Here is a 16,901-nt window from a genome sequence, read left to right as displayed (position 1 = left end):
TAGGAAATATTGAAGCATCCTTTTTTATGTATAGATTCCAAGTTAAAGGGTGTAATAATGAATCTAACACATAATAGTACTCTCTTGTTGGTACCTATCAATATTCGTAAGGATAAAAAACATTTTATCGTCGAAGATAAAACCTCAGGTGAATTTTATGAGATGCCTGAGATATGTATTAATGCTATTGAAATGATTAATTATGGAGAAACATTGGGGGAGATTGAACGACAGCTTAAAGTAAAATACCCTAAAGAAGAAGTTGACCTAATTGATTTTGCTGGACAGTTATTGGAGCTAGCGCTTGTTTCTGAAATTGACGGTATCAATATTGAAATTATGGAAAAAGAAAATGAAAAATTAGGCTTTCTATGGATTACTCCAAAGATCGGGAGATTTTTCTTTAATAGGGCTGCACTCTTTGTTTATTTGACTTTTTTACTTATTAATTTGTACATCCTTTTATCCCAACCAAGTTTATTTCCTCATTATAAGGATTTATTTATTTTTGATTTAATGATTTTGAATATCCCCACTTGGATGGGAATCACTATAATCCTTGTCCTAATTCATGAATTCGGCCATATTTTAGCAATGAGGGCAAAAAACCTCCCAACTAAATTGGAGGTAGGTCACCGTTTATTCCTAGTCGTCCTAGAAACGGATATGTCATCAGTATGGAAACTTCCATCAAAGGACCGAAATGTTTTATTTTTGGCGGGCCTTTGCTTTGATACATTGATACTTTCATTTGCATTAATTAGCCAACTGATTTTTTTAAATGGGTCAGAGATTTTTCTTGGAATCATGAATGTAGTGGTCTTAGATACATTTATTCGAATAATTTACCAATGCTGTGTTTATATGAAAACAGATCTATATTACCTGATTGAAAGTGTATCTGGCTGCTATAATTTAATGGAAAATGCTCAGCAAGTGATCAAGAGGAAGTTTACATTTCTTAACACCCCAACCTCAAATGAGGTGGTTTTTGAGGGGGAAAAGAAGATTGTTTTTCTTTATTCATTAATGTATGTTGTCGGGGTCGTAGTGACTGTTAGCCTATATATATTCTTTTATGTCCCGCAATTATTATTTGCATGGAAAAAGATTCTACCTGGTTTTACTGAAGGGCTGTCCTCACTTTCATTTTGGGATGCAATATTATTTACCTTGCAAATTTTAATTGGGGCATTGCTTCTTTTGTATTCATGGAGAAAAAAATACATTCGCAGCTAATACGATTACTTGTGACGGAAATTTGTCTAAAATAATTTTTCTAGGGGTTTTTTCCCCCCATGATGGGGGAACTCCCTGATATTTATAACATTGCTGTTTTTCTTACAATAAGAGTAAGAAAAAACGGCAGTGTTATTTTTTTTTAGGAGGAAATCCAATGGAAGCCAATATTTCAACGAATAAAAAACAAGGGCGTACTGTGAATGGTGCGTTTGCATCTCATTATGCCAAATCAATGTTTCTGACGGTTGTCGGCCTCGCCATTTTAACGTTTATTGGTACGAGAATGTTCACTCATATTGATTTAAATCTTTACGGATATATGGTAGGAACCATCGTATTTATCGGAGGCTTTTTCTACCGCTTTATTGCTTGGGGGGAAAGACCGCCAACTAAAATTTTTATCAAAAAAGGGTTGAAACTATTATTTCGAAAAAGCACCCCTAAAACGGCTGTGAATCATTTAGCCATCTACGATTTCATCCGGAATCGGGGAATATACCGCTGGATTCAGCACATTCTGATCGGTTGGGGCTGTGTTCTTGCTTGCTTGGTGACCTTCCCACTTGTGTTTAGCTGGATGTATTTCACAATGGAAGACAATGGCTACTATACAATCGTGTTATTTGGTATGAACGTCATGCGAGTGAAAGCTGAAGGAATTATTGCCTGGTTTTCCTATAATGCACTCAATGTGGCTGCCATTATGGTTATTTCCGGTGTATGTATGGCATTGTACCGCCGCTTGAAAAACATGCAGGCGCGTGCTGAACAAAAATTTATGTATGATTTCTTACCACTTTATTTATTGTTATTTATTTCAGTTACTGGGCTCTTATTGACCTTCCAAAATATTGTCTTGCATGGCTGGATGCAGCCGCAAATGTCTCTAATCCACCAGTTTTCGGTCATTATCACGCTAATCTATTTGCCATTTGGTAAGCTAGCACATATTCCTTTCCGTCCAATGAGCGTCTTTGCCAGAAATTATCGGGAACATTACGCTGAGCAGAAAATGAAAGAATGTAAAGTGTGCGGTGACCATTTTGTATCAGTCGAACAATCAAATGATGTCATTCAAGTTTTAGGAGTTAATGAAATAGACTTCAATATGCAGGATGGTTTTAATCTTGCAGAACTATGTCTGCCATGTCGCAGAAAATATAGAATCTCAAGATTCTCAGGCTTCGCAACACATCAAGTTAAGGTCAAGGAGGCAAACCAGAATGCAAAGGGATAAATTTTTTAAAGAAATAGAAAATGTTCGTCATCCAAATGAAACGCTCGTAAAAACCCACTGCAGTTATTGCGGGATGCAATGTGGAATGAACCTGCGTGTTAATACCAAAACAAATAAAATCATTGGTGTTGAACCACGTTATGACTGGCCAGTGACTGTTGGAAAAATGTGCCCTAAAGGCGTTACTGCTTACCAACAGACCAACCATGATGATCGGATATTAAAACCATTAATTCGTGATGATGCCTCATTAAAGGGTACAAAAGAAGGCTTTCGTGAAGCAAGTTGGGATGAAGCATACAGCTTAATTGCGAAAAAGTTTGGCGAGCTTCAGAACAAATATGGTAAGGATACCTTGTCAGTTTTCAGTGGTGTATCGATGACTAATGAAAAATGTTATTTGACAGGAAAGTTCGCTAGAGTAGGATTGCAAACACGCTATATCGACTATAACGGCCGTTTCTGTATGTCGAGCGCGGCGGGTGGATTTCTTCGCTCATTTGGGGTTGACCGCGGTTCAACCTTGCCATGGACAGATCTTCATGAAACTGATTGCTTATTTATTGCCGGAAGCAATACGGCAGAGTGTCACCCGACTTCGATGTTCCGAGTATGGGCTGTACAGGAAAGGGGAGGCTACTTAATTGTTGCCGACCCTCGTGAAACCCCAATCGCAAGAAGAGCCGATGTTCACTTGGATTTACGCCCAGGAACGGACCTTGCCTTAGCAAACGGAATTCTAAATTTACTTATTCAAAACGGTTATGCGGATGAGGCATTTGTAAACAATCATACAAATGGCTTTGAAGAAACAAAAGAATTGGTGAAGCAATTTACTCCAGAGTATACGAGTGAACTGACCGGAGTCGCTCCGGAAAAAATTATCCGTGCGGCAGAAATTTACGGAAAAGCACCAAATGCGGTTGTCATGTTTGCACGTGGGATTGAACAGCAGCATAAAGGTGTGGATAACGTTTCAGCCTATACCAATATGGCGTTAGTGACTGGGAAAATTGGCCGCCCGAAAGCGGGAGTTGCTACGTTTACAGGTCAAGGAAACGGTCAAGGCGGCCGTGAGCATGGTCAGAAATCGGATTTGCTTCCGGGTTATCGCAAAATTACCAATCCGAAGCATGTAGAAGAAGTGTGTAAGGTTTGGGGAATTACCCCTGAAGAGATGCCGCAGCCTGGTGTTTCTGCTTATGAGATGTTTGAATTAATGGAGCAAAAAACGATTCGTGCGATGTACTTGCTTTGTTCGAACCCAGCTGTATCAGCACCTAATTTAAACTTTGTTCGTAAAGCAATGAAGGGCTTGGACTTCATGGTTTGCGCCGACTTCTATCTTTCTGAATCAGCAGAATTTGCGGATGTCATTCTCCCAACCGTTACTTGGTCTGAGGATGAAGGGACCGTTACAAACCTTGAAGGACGTATTATTAAAATCAATAAGGCACAAGAGCCGCTTGGTGAATCAAAGCCTGATTGGCAAATCCAAGCTGAGCTTGCGGAGTACCTAGGAAGAGGAAAATATTTCTCTCACTTAAAAACAGCCAAAGATGTCGCTGATGAATTCCGTTTAGCATCTAAAGGCGGTTATGCCGACTATTACGGTGCAACATGGGATAAAATCGATAAGCAAGACGGAGTATTCTGGCCTTGTAAAGATGAAAATGATCCTGGAACACCACATATGTTTTTAGATAAAAGATTCTATCATCCAGATGGAAAGGCTAAAATTTGTGCCTTGCCATATCGTCCGCCAGCAGAGGAGCCAGATGAAAAATTTCCACTGCGCTTAACAACCGGACGTGTCGTTTACCATTATCTTTCTGGGAATCAAACGCGCCGGATTCAATTTTTGCGTGATATGTGCCCAGAGCCATATGTAGAAGTACATCCGGAAACAGCGGCAAAATATAAGATTGAACACGAGGAAATTGTCCGCCTCTATACTCGTAGAGGTGAAGTTGAATATAAAGTGAAAATCACGGAAGCCATCCGTAAAGATACCGTATTTGTTCCATATCATTTTGGTCACGATAAATCTATTAATCTATTAACAATAGCCGCGCTTGATCCAATGTCACGGATGCCGGAATTCAAAGCGTGTGCAGCCCAGATTGAAAAACTAGAAATGAAGAAGGTGCAGTAAATGAAAAAGAGGCTATATCTTGAACTTGAAAACTGTATAGGGTGCCGTTCCTGTTTAGCGGCATGTACACAGTGCGGAGGACATGAGGAGCGTAATCGTAACTATGTTTACGACGTGAACCCGCTTGTTAACCGTCAAACGATGCCTCTGATGTGCCTGCACTGCGTAAATCCTGCTTGTGCTAGAAGCTGTCCGGCTCAGGCCATCCAAATCCATGAGACAGGTGCCGTTCTTTCTGCGCTTGTGGAAAAGTGTATTGGCTGCCAAAACTGTACGATTGCCTGCCCATATGGAATACCGAAGTTTGATACAGAGCAAAATTTAATGTACAAATGTGATCTATGTATCGACCGTACAAAAGATGGAATTCCGCCAATGTGTGCGAGCGTATGTCCTTCGAATACCTTACAATGGCTAACAGATGAAGAAATTGAAGCAAAACAAAAGCAATTTAACTTAGATAACGGTAAGTGGGTAACTAGTATGCCTTATTTAGAAGGCGAAACAAATGTAAAAGTGAATCTCCCTGGAATTCTACAGGGTGTCACGAAATTGTTTTAGGAGGGATTAGCATGTCAGACAAAAATAATAAAATCCCGTTTGAAGAAGATAATTACACACATAATATAAACCGGAACAATGAAAGAAAACTAGACCGTCGCGGCTTTATGAAAACATTAGTTGGAGCAGCAGGAGTTTTCGCTGTTTCCTCTCTTCCCTGGGGAGCATTAGCTGCAAAAGAATTATCAGGCTTGGGTGATAAAAAATATCCAAAGCATAAAATAACTGAAGTTAACTCTTTGCCTGTAGGAGATGCAGTTGACTTTGCCTTTCCTGGTGAACATGACAGTGCAATCTTAATTCGATTATCGGAAAGTAAATATGTTGCTTATCAAAATGCCTGTACCCACTTGAGGTGTCCTGTGTTTTGGAAAAAGGATGAAGGAGAAATGCTCTGTCCTTGCCACCACGGAAAGTTCGATGTGGAAACCGGTGCGCCAATTGCGGGTCCGCCGCGACGTCCGCTTCCTGAAATCTATGTAAAAGTAGAAAACGGTGTCGTTTATGCCGTGGGGGTGAAGCGTTATGAAGCGTAGTTATCTGCCTGTTGCCCTTCTTTTAGCAGTTTTAATGTTAAATATTATCTTTACTCAATATATGGTTCATCAATATTTCTATGAAAATTATACAAATACGATTATTGCCGCAGTCATCAACGTCATATTATTTCCAGTTGCCTTCCTTATTTACAAAAAAGGTGTGAATGTCAATGACTAGTGAGACTTATATAGATTTTTGTTTCGTTCGTCCTGAAGCAGGTGGTTTTACTGCCGAAATTGATGCGATATTAAAGAATACCTTTGCCAAAAAACGCCTAAATTGGTTTCTCGAAGAAAAAACGCTTGATGGGGCCGAGATGGTTATTGCTGAAATAAAGGGAATGAGTGACTGGGGTTCAGAAGAAGAAACGATACAATTCATTGAGGAAAATGCCGATGAAAAGTTTTGGATGTATCTTCAAGGATATAAGATGTTCATCTATCCAGTAAAGAGAGGATGTAACAGTTGTGGAACCCATTAAATTAGAAGATTTAAATCAGTTCGTTGGTGTCCCAGTTGAGATTGCCATCCAAGACTCAGAGGGTGGTGACCAGGCTCCATCAGTTAAGAAGACGGTGAAAAAGGTGCAATTCTGCCCTGATGGAACTCATTTCCGTTTTTACTTTGATGACTTTTATTTTCTAGCTGTCCCGTTGAAAAGCAAGGTAAGTCAATCAGACAGTCAATTGTCGGCTTTTGATTCGGAAAGCGGCTTAACGTATACTGTAAAAAAGGTACAGGTCTTTTAAAAAGAACCTGTCTTTTTTATCCTTAATAATGGAGGGTCAAAGCGAATGGATGGATTAAATTCAAAGCAGCAGATCAGCTCATATATTATCCATTCCCAAGAGGAAGAAATAAAACGAATTGCCTTAGAGCTCCATGAAGGTGTTGGACAGAACCTTTATAGTATATTAACAGGCTTACAGTTTATTGAATCAGGTTCTATAGAGCCGGATACTAAAAAATTCGTCCGTGATATGGCCCAGTTAATTGAAAAAACCATCCAAGAAATTAGGCTCCTTTCAGTAGAATTGCATCCGCCTACTCTTACCACACTTGGCTTACTTCCGGCAATGAAGAGCTACATAAAATTATATACTTCAACCTTTGGTATTCTCATTGATTTAGAAGTGACAGGTGAGGAAAAGTGGATATCGGAGAAAAATAGTATTACTGTATTTCGTGTTTGTCAGGAGGCTCTTACCAATATTGCTAAATACGCAGATACATCGAATGTAAAAATCAGGTTTTTTTGGCTGGAGAAAGAATTGAAAATTACCATAGAAGACTTTGGAAAGGGATTTCAACCAGATGCATATGAGCATCTGAATCCTTCCTCAGGTCTTGCGGCAATGCAAGAAAGAATGCTTCTGACTGGCGGTCAATGTGTCATTTCTTCTAAAATAGGAGAAGGTACATCCATCGAGATATCACTTCCGTTATAAAAATAGGGATTCAAGGGGAGTTAATCATGATAAAAATTCTTTTAGTCGATGATCATGCCGTTGTTAGAATGGGGTTAAAAATGCTCCTAAACACAAACCCGGAAATGGAAGTAATTGGAGAAGCTTCAGAAGGTAATGAAGGAATAAAAAAAGCCTTAAAGCTAAAGCCTGATGTTGTGGTCATGGATTTAAGTATGCCCCATGGGAAAGACGGCTTGTCGGCAACGACAGAACTAAAAAAGCTTAAGCCAGAGATCAATATTTTAATTTTAACCATGCATGATGATGAGGAATATTTATTCCGTGCCATACAAGGAGGGGCATCTGGCTGTATTCTAAAAAGTGCTCCGCATGATGAACTAATGTCAGCAATTGAATCAGTAGCTAAGGGAGAAGCCTATCTCCATCCATCAGCGACCAAACGATTAATGGAAGAATACTTGGGTAGTATTAAACAAGATGGCAATGATACGTACAGCCTTTTATCTGAACGGGAAAAAGAAGTTTTAACGCTGATTGCTAAAGGATATTCGAATAAGGAAATCGCAGAACAGCTGGTCATTAGCGTTAAAACAGTTGAGACACATAAAGGAAACTTGATGGAAAAATTACAGATGAAAACCAGACCGGAGTTAGTGGAATATGCTGTTAGAAAAGGGTTATTAGGATATAGCATATAAGGAGATTATTGATGGATGAGATTAAGGAACTGCAGGCTGTAATTGATGTGTGCGAACAGCTAATGGTTGAAATTGGCTGTGATTTTGTCGCACTCGCCTTGCAAAATAAAGCGGGTCCTGATGTTAGGTGGCACTATGCATCAGGAAATTTAAACGATAAATATAAACGAATTACCGTTCGTTTTGGAAAAGGCATTGCTGGAAAAATCATCTCAAGCGGAAGCCCGATGATGCTGGTTGATTTCCCAAAAGGAATCGTTGGAAAAGTAACCGATCATCCGATTATGCTTGCAGAAAAACTCGTATCAACCTTTGCAGTCCCTTTATTTTTTAATGCGGTTGCAAAAGGAGTTTTACTCGTTGGAAAAAGAGTATCCTATAATTTTACGGAAAATGAGCAGAATCGTGTAAAAGAGGCAGCTCTGGTTTTGACAGAGGTTTTAGAGGAGCAAATACTATGAGTATGCTGGGGGAAGCTAATGGATAAACAAATGCATAAGCCGGCAAAAAAATTCGAAGACCTTGAGTTAGAATTAAAGAAATCGATGCAGGAATTAATGGATATTAAATTCGCCCTCGACGAATCATCTATTGTTGCCATCACCGATTCGCGGGGAATTATTACATATGTGAACGATCAATTTTGCTTGATCTCCCAATTTTCTAAGGAAGAATTACTGGGGAAGGACCATCGCATCGTAAATTCGGGGTACCATTCAAAAGAATTCTTTAAAGAAATGTGGAGAACGATTGGCACCGGTAAGGTTTGGAAAGGTGAAATATGCAATAAGGCAAAAAATGGTACATACTATTGGGTGGATACCACGATTGTTCCTTTTTTAAATGAAGAAGGTAAGCCTTACCAATACTTAGCTATTCGTTACGAAGTTACCGAGCGTAAGCGGGTTGAACGGGAACTCCAAAAAATGATGACAACCATCATCAATGTTCAAGAAGAAGAGCGGAAGCGACTTTCGAGAAATTTACACGATGGAATAGGTCAAAATCTTTATAGTCATCTGATTACCATTAATCGACTTCTTGCCGAAATGGATCATCCATTGTTGATGCAAATGCAAAATGAAGCGACGCAGCTGATAGAGGAGATCCGAGAAATCTCATGGGAGCTCCGGCCATCAGTTTTAGATGACCTTGGATTAGTCCCAGCAATTCGTTCGTTTTTGTCCCGTTACTCTGAACATTATCATATTGATGTATATTTTGAATGCGTGCTAAATCAACGCTTAAAAATAAGTATAGAATTAACGATTTACAGGATTATTCAGGAGGCATTAACGAATATTCGGAAATATGCAGAAGTCTCCGAAGCCATAGTCACAATAAGAGAAATAGATGATGTCATTAGAGTCATGATTGAGGATAAAGGTAAGGGGTTTGATGTAGAGAATCAAACCTTTGGTGTCGGGCTGTTTAGTATGGATGAGCGGGCCCGTTCTGTTGGGGGAGAGTTAATGATTAGTTCTTCGCCTGGAAAAGGGACTACACTGATATTAGAAGTACCGAGTTCAATAAAGGAATAGAAAAGAAAAGAACCAAGCGAGAGCTTGGTTCTTCTTTTAGATTTTAAAGGAGCTTTTTAGGGAAACAATGCGGTTAAATACGAGTTTGTCGACTGTCGTATGTTTTGGGTCCACATTAAAGTATCCATGTCTAAAGAATTGGAATTTCTCTTGTGGTCTGCTTTCCTTCATATTTGGTTCGACAAAGCCTTGTAAGACCTCGATGGAGTTTGGATTAACGTTGTCTAGGAACGTCTTTTCTGCCCCGATGCTCTCGTTGTTATCTGAATCGTCCAAAATAAGTGGTTCGTAAAGGCGGAATTCAGCAGGAACGGCATGGGCTGCTTCCACCCAGTGAATTGTTCCCTTAACTTTTCTACCAGTAAAGCCCGTTCCACTTTTTGTCTCTGGATCGTAGGTGCAGCGAAGTTCAACCACTTTACCATTTGGGTCTTTGACTACTTCCTCACATTTAATGAAATAAGCATTTTTAAGCCGGACCTCATTACCAGGGAACAGACGGAAATACTTTTTAGGCGGTTCCTCCATGAAATCGTCCTGTTCAATATAAATTTCACGAGAGAATGGAATTTTCCGTGACCCCATTTCAGGATTTTCTGGATTGATTTCCGCATCAAGCAATTCAATTTGTCCTTCAGGATAATTCGTGATGATAATCTTTAATGGATTGATCACACCCATCGTTCGTGGTGCTTTTAATTTTAAATCCTCACGGACAAAGTGTTCAAGCATTTGTGAATCAACAGCCCCGGAACCTTTATGAACGCCAGTTTCACGGACAAATGCAACAATTGATTCCGGTGTATATCCTTTTCTCCTCATCCCGGAAATGGTTGGCATCCGCGGGTCATCCCAGCCATCCACAAAACCTTCATCGACCAATTGCTTCAGCTTCCGTTTACTCATCACCGTATTGGTTACATTTAAACGGCCAAATTCAATTTGCTGCGGTGTGCTCTCCATTTCACATTGTTCGACAACCCAATTATAGAGGGGACGTTGATCTTCAAATTCAATCGTACAAATCGAATGGGTTACCCCTTCAATCGCATCCTCAAGTGGATGGGCAAAAGCATACATCGGATAGATGCACCATTTGTCACCCGTATTATGATGGGTCGCATGGGCAATTCGGTAGATTACAGGATCACGCAAATTAATATTTGGCGAGGACATATCAATTTTTGCTCGAAGAACCTTTTGGCCATTGTCATAGACACCTTCACGCATCTTTCCAAATAAATCAAGGTTCTCTTCAATCGAGCGGGTCCGGTAAGGACTATCCTTACCAGGCTCCGTTAATGTCCCGCGGTACTGGCGGATTTCCTCAGCCGACAAGTCATCCACATAGGCCAAGCCTTTTTTGATTAATAGAACGGCCCGTTTATACATTTCATCAAAATAATTGGAAGCAAATAATAAATTATCCCATTCAAAACCTAACCATTTCACGTCTTCTTTAATCGAGTTTACATACTCAATATCTTCCTTTAATGGATTGGTATCATCAAAGCGCAAATTGGTCAGTCCGTTAAACTCATCAGCTAAGCCGAAGTTGATGACAATTGATTTTGCGTGTCCAATATGTAAATAACCATTTGGCTCTGGCGGGAACCGCGTGACGATTTTGTCGTGCTTTCCTGAATCAAGATCTTTTATCATAATATCTTTAATAAAATTTGATGTGTGATTGTCCACCCTTTTCAACCTCTTTCATCTTGTCAAGCATCAGCCGCCGATAAACAGGCGACTGCACTTTTCATCTTTTATACTACATTATAAATAACATACGGATATTTTTCCATTGTTCCCAACAATTCATCGATAAAACACGGGTGAAATGGAATATTTGTTAATTTTTAATGGAATCAGAAATTAGCATGTATGGATGAAAAAGACTACAATAGATTTTTAAAGATATACAATGGAAGGGGAACTTCAATGATTAACTTTGGTACAGTTGGAACAGGATGGATTACCGAGTCGTTTATTCAAGCGGCACAACTAAGCGGTCAATTGCAATTAACGAGTGTTTATTCCAGAACAGAGGATAAAGCGAAACAATTAGCTGATACATATCATGCATCAAATTATTATATAGACCTTGAGGAGATGGCGAAGGATCCAGAAATACAAGCGGTCTATATCGCCTCACCGAATTCGGTTCATTTTGAACAAACGCTATTGTTTTTGAAAAATAAAAAGCACGTCATCTGCGAAAAACCCATCTTTTCTAATAGTGCTGAGTTAGCAGAAGCCTACAAAGTAGCAGAGGCAAATGGCGTTTACTTATTTGAAGCCATCCGAAATATGCATACACCCAATTTCAAGATCCTAAAGGACAACCTAAAGCGGGCTGGAAAACTACGAAGTACTATTTTACCTTATGCCAAATATTCCTCCCGCTATGATGTGTTCTTACAGGGGGAAGAACCCAATATTTTCTCTGCGGAATATTCTGGCGGGGCACTGGTAGATTTGGGTGTGTATCCACTTTATTTAGCAGTTGGTTTGTTTGACGAACCCAAGCAGGTAACCTATCATCCTGTTCTCCTCCGGAGCGGAGTGGATGGAAGTGGTACCCTGGTTTTAACATATGAGGACTTTGTTTGTACGATCCTTTGTTCAAAAATCGCTCATTCGGAATTACCATGTGAAATTCATGGTGAAAAAGGAACCTTTATCCTCGAAGATGCAGCACCCATTTCAACGATTACCTTCGTTGACAACAGAGGAAATGAGCGAGAAACCTTAAGTGTTGAACTAGAAGAACAAAACATGGTATATGAATGTGAAAATATCGTCAGGATCATTGAAACAAAAAATGATCAAGAATACCTGCAGTTAAAAGGCTGGAGTGAAATTGTCCTCCGCATCACAGAAGAGGCTAGGAAACAAAACAATATCGTGTTTGCTGCCGAAAGATAAACAAGACCAGAGAGAAATATCTCTCTGGTCTTGTTTTTTATGTCAACTTTCTTTTGGAATTTTCTCCTTTTAATATGTCGTTTTCTTTCCGAAACATCTTATTTGACATTTTAGAGACTGGTATGTGAACTCTTTATGAATTTAATATTCTCAATGACTTTTATCACAGGCTAATGTTTTCTCAGTTCATTATATTTGAAGTAGTAGGAATGGAGGAAACTTTATGAAGTCTAAAGCTTGGTATAAGAAACAATTGAAACGTAAACCTGTTCAAATTACCAGATATACTGTTCAGGGCTTGTTTTTGTTGTTTTTATTATATGTTGGTTTGCAATTTTATCAATTTTATATGCATTTTGAAACGCTCGGAAAAACTCCTTTCGTGGAAAGGCCATCCGCTGTCGAAGGGTTTTTACCAATCAGTGCCCTTGTTGCCTTAAAGGTATGGCTGACCAGTGGAGATTTTGATGTGATTCATCCCGCCGGTCTTGTCTTATTTGCTTTTTTTGTTGGAGCCGGCATTCTTCTTCGTAAATCGTTCTGCAGCTGGATTTGTCCTGTTGGTACAGCTAATGAAATGATCGCGTGGCTTGGCAGGAAGATTTTTAAAAGAAATTTTGAAATTCCGCGCTGGTTAACCTGGCTATTAACTCCGATTAAGTATTTATTATTGCTATTTTTTATCCTTATGGTCGTTCAAATGGACATCTTTACGGCAAAAGGATTTTTAGAAGAGCCCTATAATAAGGTATCAGATATAAAAATGCTTCTTATGTTCGTAAATCTAGGTGGCTTTGCCTTGAAGTTTCTCATTGTTATTTTTATCTTGTCCTTATTCTTTAGAAACTTCTGGTGCCGCTTTTTGTGCCCATATGGTGCATTAATTGGTCTTGGAAGCCTATTTAGAATTACAAAGATTGAGCGTAATGAGGATACCTGTACAAACTGTGAAATGTGCACGAAGGTTTGTCCGCAAAGATTAGTGGTACACAAGGTAGAGAAGGTAACCTCTCTTAATTGTTCCGCTTGTATGTCATGTGTGGAAGCTTGTCCTGTAAAAGACACATTAAACATGACGGTTGCCAGCAAGAAGGTAAATAAATGGTTTGTTCCTGTCACCTTCTTTGTGTTGTTTGTTGTGGTTGTTACTATCGCAAAGATAACGGGCCATTGGGATACGATCATTTCGTATGATGAATGGAAGCAATTGATTCCAGAAGTTAATAACATAGATTAATTGTTTTAAAGGCAGCTGAATTCAGCTGCTTATTTTTATAGGGAAAAAATCAAAAAGTTCAAAAAGTTTTCATTGTACGGTCATGACCAAATTAGTATTATGAAACTATGAGAAATAATGGAATTTTGAGGAGGATTATCCAATGGTAAAACCGATTGATGAATATTCTTTGACAGACCTAATGCACAGAATTGAAGAAATTTTCAATGAAAATCCTGGTCCTCTTAAGGGTTTTGAAGCAATTGTGCAGTATGATATTCACGGTGATAAGGAAGGCACGTATCAGCACTTTTTCCATGATGGAAAATTAACGATTAAAGAGGGAACAGATGCTTCTCCGGTGGTTACAATGCAAATGTCATATGATAATTTTAAAAAATCCTTATTAGGTAAACTTAGCGGTACGATGGCATTATTAACGGGCAAGGTAAAGGTAAAAGGTGATGTTAGTACGGGATTGAAAATCGAAAGTATTGTGAAGAAATACAATATAAAAGAACAGTTGTAATATTATAGGAATTAGTAAACACCGCTTTTGGGGGCAGCCAAAAGCGGTGTTTTTCTTTTTATATCGACATATACATATAAAAAAGTAAAATGGGTGAATGATGATGTTTGGATATAACAATGATTTGGTGAATTGGATCAAACCATACTTGCCAATTGGAGCGGAATTAGAATACCGGAATAACCAAGCCATTCTTCAATATCTGGATCTTGATGGGGATGGGATACTAGAAATCTTTGGGGTGTATCATCTTAACCGAAGTCCCTATTTATTTGTTTTTAAAAATTTCAATGGCCAATTAATCTATCTTTATCCAATTTCACCAGCAGTGGAGAAAAGGGCGCTTCGCATGCTTTCGGTAAATCAAGAGACTAGGGCCATCTATCTCTTTCCGGTTGTCATAAAGGAAATTGGCGGAAACAAGTGGGGCTATATGGATGCAAAGGGGAAATTGGTACTGCCGGCTAGTTATGAACATGCCGAAGATTTTCAAGATAATGGTTTAGCTCTTGTCGGGTTACTGCATAAATCAGGAGCCATAAATGCCAACGGGTATTTTATTGTTCAGCCCAAATACGAGACCATTAACCCTTTTTCAGAAGGACGTGCCGTTGTCAACGACCGTCAAGGATTTAAGGTAATTGATGAGAGTGGTAAAGAAATCACAGGAAAGGCATATTCGATTATTGTTGGTGAGTATAAAGAGGGGCGTGTCCGAGCAGCAGAAATAGATAAGGAAGGGGTGTACGTTTATGGTTATCTGAATAAACGAGGGAAAGAGGTGATTCCCTTAAGTTATGTAACAGCCAGTGAGTTTGTCCAGGGGAAGGCCATTGTAAAAGCAAAAGAAGGCAGTTATCAACTCATCGACCTGACCGGAAATGTAATCCAATCGTATCCTTATGCTGAAGTTACTAATTTCGGTCAAGGTTTGCTTGCATTTAAGAACAGTAGCGATGGGAAACTCGGTTATATTAATGAGCAAGGAAAAATTGTCATCAAGCCCCAATTTTCATATGCTGGGCCATTTATTGGCAGTCTGGCGATTGTCGGTCTTACTGAGAACAATAAAGAGAACTACGGAGTCATTGATCAGAATGGTCAGTTCGTGATTAAGCCAAACTATAATCAAATCTTAAATCTAAATGAGGACCGCTTTGCGATTGGAAAAGAGATGGATCCAAAGCAGCCTTGTATGAGGTCTATTTTTGCCTTGGCAGATTCAGAAGGACATATCCTTACAGGATTTATCTTTAATGAAATAACCAGTTTTCAGGATGGCCTCGCGTCTGTTTCCGATAATCAGCATACTTACTTTATCGACAAACATGGCAAGAGAAGCGAACATCTCCCGATCGTTAGTGGCAGCGGCTCGTTAAGGTTCGATAAAACATTAATTAAAGGTGAAATTGACAACCGATTATTTTATTTTAATCAAGCTGGTAAGTTAGTATGGAAGCAAGCTGACGTTATCCCTTTAGATAAACAATTTTCTGTTACTCAGCATAAATACAAGCCGAATAAGGATTACTTAGTCTATTTCCCACAGATTGTCGGTATGGAAAATTCGGAAAGTGTAAATTGCACTTTAAAGGAGCTTGCTGGTGTTAAGCCCGTGCCAGTAAATAAACAGCTGGAATCCATTTATTCAGGGGATTTTGAGATTACGTATTACAAGAAGGATTTATTGGTTATTGAAATCACCGGGTATGACTACCCGTTTTGTGCCGCACATGGTATGCCTATAAGAAAATATGCTCATCTAGACCTTAAAACGGGCTCCATCTATCAGCTAAAAGACCTTTTCAAGGCAGACAGCCCCTATGTAAAAGTAATTAGTGATCTTATTCGTGATCAAATAAAAAGTAATAATCAATATTCATCCTACCTGTTTCCAGATGAATACCATGGAATCAGAGTCGATCAGCCGTTTTTTATCAGTGAGAGTGGATTGAATATCTATTTTAATCCATATGAAATCGCGGCTTTTGCAGCTGGGTTCCCTACCTTTACCATCCCAATTGAGGATCTACAAGCTATAATTAATATAAATGGAGAACTTTGGAAATCATTTCATTGACGAAGACAGGAATCCCATCCTGTCTTTCTCTTTTTGAAAAAAATAAGGAAGTTATGAAATAATGAGGATATATACAATATTATTGTTTAGGGAGTGACTTGGATGAAGATTTATGATATTTCTAGAAAACTAATGAACGGGATGCCGGTATGGCCTGGAGATACTCCATATCAATATGAGGTCTCATGGTCAATGGAGGAAAGCGGATCTGTTAATGTAGGCAGACTCGAACTGAGTACTCATACGGGAACACATGTAGATGCTCCCTTTCACTTTGATAACCAAGGAAAAAAAATCATTGATTTGGACTTGAATCTTTACATCGGCAGGGCAAGAGTCATTGAGGTGATTGGGAAGGAAAGCATAGGTGCAGCCGATTTAGATAGTGTGGACCTCGAGGGATGCATCAGGGTGATATTTAAGACGCTGGCATGGGCAAATCCTGATGTTTTCCCAGATAGAATTCCCCATCTTGAACCAGACCTTGCACCATTTCTAGCAAGTAAAGGGGTAAGGCTGATTGGTTTGGACGTACCATCTGTCGATCCTATTGATAGTAAAGACCTTTTAGCCCATCATACTTTGAATGACAATGGTATACACATTCTTGAGTCCTTACGTCTCGATGAGATTGAACCTGGAGATTACGAGCTTATTGCCCTGCCACTGCCACTGGCCGACGGAGACGGGAGCCCTGTTCGCGCGGTCCTGCGTAAATAAAGAAATCGTGTAACCTAAAAGAAG

The 16,901-nt window shown here is 39.3% G+C and carries 18 protein-coding genes; 17 read left to right on the top strand and 1 reads right to left on the bottom strand.

The features are described from left to right. Positions 1 to 57 precede the first annotated feature (57 nt). From V7121_RS00885 to V7121_RS00830, 12 genes are all read left to right on the top strand, one after another. Positions 58 to 1,239, top strand: coding sequence for a hypothetical protein (locus V7121_RS00885; RefSeq protein WP_335500485.1), 1,182 nt, complete (start codon positions 58 to 60; stop codon positions 1,237 to 1,239). 157 nt (positions 1,240 to 1,396) lie between these two features. Then, entirely contained in the window at positions 1,397 to 2,479 is a 1,083-nt protein-coding gene (locus V7121_RS00880; protein ID WP_335545425.1) for a hypothetical protein, read from the top strand. Next, positions 2,466 to 4,634: a molybdopterin oxidoreductase family protein gene (locus tag V7121_RS00875; RefSeq protein ID WP_335500490.1), complete on the top strand. Its 2,169-nt coding sequence runs from the start codon at positions 2,466 to 2,468 to the stop codon at positions 4,632 to 4,634. The genes V7121_RS00880 and V7121_RS00875 overlap by 14 nt, the downstream gene beginning before the upstream one ends. Then, on the top strand, positions 4,635 to 5,195 hold the full coding sequence (locus V7121_RS00870; RefSeq protein WP_007086371.1) for a 4Fe-4S dicluster domain-containing protein: 561 nt from the start codon (positions 4,635 to 4,637) through the stop codon (positions 5,193 to 5,195). It begins immediately after the preceding gene. Positions 5,196 to 5,206: 11 nt separating this feature from the next. Next, positions 5,207 to 5,731 (top strand): Rieske (2Fe-2S) protein, encoded by a 525-nt coding sequence (locus V7121_RS00865; RefSeq protein WP_335500492.1) that lies wholly within the window; start codon positions 5,207 to 5,209, stop codon positions 5,729 to 5,731. Continuing rightward, positions 5,721 to 5,912 (top strand): hypothetical protein, encoded by a 192-nt coding sequence (locus V7121_RS00860; protein ID WP_026564483.1) that lies wholly within the window; start codon positions 5,721 to 5,723, stop codon positions 5,910 to 5,912. The genes V7121_RS00865 and V7121_RS00860 overlap by 11 nt, the downstream gene beginning before the upstream one ends. After that, entirely contained in the window at positions 5,905 to 6,216 is a 312-nt protein-coding gene (locus V7121_RS00855; protein ID WP_335500497.1) for a hypothetical protein, read from the top strand. The genes V7121_RS00860 and V7121_RS00855 overlap by 8 nt, the downstream gene beginning before the upstream one ends. Then, the gene (locus V7121_RS00850; protein WP_335500500.1) at positions 6,203 to 6,484 is read left to right on the top strand and encodes a hypothetical protein; all 282 of its coding nucleotides are present in this window, start codon (positions 6,203 to 6,205) and stop codon (positions 6,482 to 6,484) included. Before V7121_RS00855 ends, V7121_RS00850 begins: the two co-directional genes overlap by 14 nt. 45 nt (positions 6,485 to 6,529) lie before the next feature. Next, the gene (locus V7121_RS00845) at positions 6,530 to 7,183 is read left to right on the top strand and encodes a sensor histidine kinase (RefSeq protein WP_335500501.1); all 654 of its coding nucleotides are present in this window, start codon (positions 6,530 to 6,532) and stop codon (positions 7,181 to 7,183) included. A gap of 26 nt (positions 7,184 to 7,209) precedes the next feature. Beyond that, complete coding sequence (locus V7121_RS00840) at positions 7,210 to 7,863, top strand: response regulator transcription factor (protein WP_335500503.1); 654 nt, start codon at positions 7,210 to 7,212, stop codon at positions 7,861 to 7,863. A gap of 11 nt (positions 7,864 to 7,874) precedes the next feature. Then, entirely contained in the window at positions 7,875 to 8,324 is a 450-nt protein-coding gene (locus V7121_RS00835) for a GAF domain-containing protein (protein ID WP_335500506.1), read from the top strand. Between the two features lie 18 nt (positions 8,325 to 8,342). After that, entirely contained in the window at positions 8,343 to 9,404 is a 1,062-nt protein-coding gene (locus V7121_RS00830) for a PAS domain-containing protein (protein ID WP_335500508.1), read from the top strand. Between the two features lie 36 nt (positions 9,405 to 9,440). Here V7121_RS00830 and V7121_RS00825 read toward each other — a convergent pair whose 3' ends face one another. After that, complete coding sequence (locus V7121_RS00825) at positions 9,441 to 11,102, bottom strand: glutamine--tRNA ligase/YqeY domain fusion protein (protein WP_335500509.1); 1,662 nt, start codon at positions 11,100 to 11,102, stop codon at positions 9,441 to 9,443. Between the two features lie 243 nt (positions 11,103 to 11,345). On the opposite strand from V7121_RS00825, the gene V7121_RS00820 reads away from it, so the two are divergent. From V7121_RS00820 to kynB, 5 genes are all read left to right on the top strand, one after another. After that, the gene (locus V7121_RS00820) at positions 11,346 to 12,332 is read left to right on the top strand and encodes a Gfo/Idh/MocA family protein (protein WP_335500511.1); all 987 of its coding nucleotides are present in this window, start codon (positions 11,346 to 11,348) and stop codon (positions 12,330 to 12,332) included. A gap of 223 nt (positions 12,333 to 12,555) precedes the next feature. Continuing rightward, positions 12,556 to 13,569 (top strand): 4Fe-4S binding protein, encoded by a 1,014-nt coding sequence (locus V7121_RS00815; protein WP_335545423.1) that lies wholly within the window; start codon positions 12,556 to 12,558, stop codon positions 13,567 to 13,569. Between the two features lie 142 nt (positions 13,570 to 13,711). After that, the gene (locus tag V7121_RS00810) at positions 13,712 to 14,077 is read left to right on the top strand and encodes an SCP2 sterol-binding domain-containing protein (RefSeq protein ID WP_335500515.1); all 366 of its coding nucleotides are present in this window, start codon (positions 13,712 to 13,714) and stop codon (positions 14,075 to 14,077) included. Positions 14,078 to 14,174: 97 nt separating this feature from the next. Beyond that, positions 14,175 to 16,157 carry a WG repeat-containing protein gene (locus tag V7121_RS00805; RefSeq protein WP_335545421.1) on the top strand — a complete coding sequence of 661 codons (1,983 nt, stop codon included), beginning with the start codon at positions 14,175 to 14,177 and terminating at the stop codon, positions 16,155 to 16,157. A gap of 102 nt (positions 16,158 to 16,259) precedes the next feature. Then, entirely contained in the window at positions 16,260 to 16,877 is a 618-nt protein-coding gene (gene kynB / locus V7121_RS00800; RefSeq protein WP_335500519.1) for an arylformamidase, read from the top strand. Positions 16,878 to 16,901 lie beyond the last annotated feature (24 nt).

Source organism: Neobacillus drentensis (assembly GCF_036962125.1).
GTDB classification, from domain to species: domain Bacteria; phylum Bacillota; class Bacilli; order Bacillales; family Cytobacillaceae; genus Neobacillus; species Neobacillus drentensis_B.
This window is presented reverse-complemented; position numbering and strand designations above follow the sequence as displayed.

Excerpts from the sequence above, each read along its gene's own strand:
- V7121_RS00885 (WP_335500485.1), top strand. The coding sequence starts at position 58 with ATGAATCTAACACATAATAGTACTCTCTTGTTGGTACCTATCAATATT.
- V7121_RS00880 (WP_335545425.1), top strand. The coding sequence starts at position 1,397 with ATGGAAGCCAATATTTCAACGAATAAAAAACAAGGGCGTACTGTGAAT.
- V7121_RS00875 (WP_335500490.1), top strand. The coding sequence starts at position 2,466 with ATGCAAAGGGATAAATTTTTTAAAGAAATAGAAAATGTTCGTCATCCA.
- V7121_RS00870 (WP_007086371.1), top strand. The coding sequence starts at position 4,635 with ATGAAAAAGAGGCTATATCTTGAACTTGAAAACTGTATAGGGTGCCGT.
- V7121_RS00865 (WP_335500492.1), top strand. The coding sequence starts at position 5,207 with ATGTCAGACAAAAATAATAAAATCCCGTTTGAAGAAGATAATTACACA.
- V7121_RS00860 (WP_026564483.1), top strand. The coding sequence starts at position 5,721 with ATGAAGCGTAGTTATCTGCCTGTTGCCCTTCTTTTAGCAGTTTTAATG.
- V7121_RS00855 (WP_335500497.1), top strand. The coding sequence starts at position 5,905 with ATGACTAGTGAGACTTATATAGATTTTTGTTTCGTTCGTCCTGAAGCA.
- V7121_RS00845 (WP_335500501.1), top strand. The coding sequence starts at position 6,530 with ATGGATGGATTAAATTCAAAGCAGCAGATCAGCTCATATATTATCCAT.
- V7121_RS00840 (WP_335500503.1), top strand. The coding sequence starts at position 7,210 with ATGATAAAAATTCTTTTAGTCGATGATCATGCCGTTGTTAGAATGGGG.
- V7121_RS00835 (WP_335500506.1), top strand. The coding sequence starts at position 7,875 with ATGGATGAGATTAAGGAACTGCAGGCTGTAATTGATGTGTGCGAACAG.
- V7121_RS00830 (WP_335500508.1), top strand. The coding sequence starts at position 8,343 with ATGGATAAACAAATGCATAAGCCGGCAAAAAAATTCGAAGACCTTGAG.
- V7121_RS00820 (WP_335500511.1), top strand. The coding sequence starts at position 11,346 with ATGATTAACTTTGGTACAGTTGGAACAGGATGGATTACCGAGTCGTTT.
- V7121_RS00815 (WP_335545423.1), top strand. The coding sequence starts at position 12,556 with ATGAAGTCTAAAGCTTGGTATAAGAAACAATTGAAACGTAAACCTGTT.
- V7121_RS00810 (WP_335500515.1), top strand. The coding sequence starts at position 13,712 with ATGGTAAAACCGATTGATGAATATTCTTTGACAGACCTAATGCACAGA.
- V7121_RS00805 (WP_335545421.1), top strand. The coding sequence starts at position 14,175 with ATGATGATGTTTGGATATAACAATGATTTGGTGAATTGGATCAAACCA.
- kynB (WP_335500519.1), top strand. The coding sequence starts at position 16,260 with ATGAAGATTTATGATATTTCTAGAAAACTAATGAACGGGATGCCGGTA.